Annotated in this window: 1 protein-coding gene; it reads right to left on the bottom strand. The window is 65.9% G+C overall.

Annotated elements, in window-relative coordinates:
* Nucleotides 1-270 (bottom strand): Dyp-type peroxidase (locus SAZ04_RS22170; RefSeq protein ID WP_431309048.1); only part of this gene is annotated, 270 nt, incomplete at both ends.

Consider the following 270-nt stretch of genomic DNA (forward strand, 5'->3'; position numbering starts at 1 on the left):
GCGCGGCTGTAGTCGAGCAGGCGGTCGTAATTGCCGGGCGGGCGGCCGACGAACATGTTCTCGAGCATCTGCTCGATCGGCGCCGGCGAGCGTGCATAGCCGATGAAGTAGGTGCCGAATTCGCCCGCGCCCGGACGCCCGAACGGCATGTTGTCGCGCAGGATCTTCACTTCCTGGCCGCCCTCGTCGAGCGTGGTCAGCGAGCTGTGCGAACACGACGGCTTCACGTCCGGCGCAAGCTCGATGTCGGACAATTTGGTGCGGCCGATG

Source organism: Halalkalibacter lacteus (assembly GCF_036663595.1).
In the GTDB taxonomy this organism is placed as follows: domain Bacteria; phylum Bacillota; class Bacilli; order Bacillales; family Bacillaceae_D; genus Halalkalibacter; species Halalkalibacter lacteus.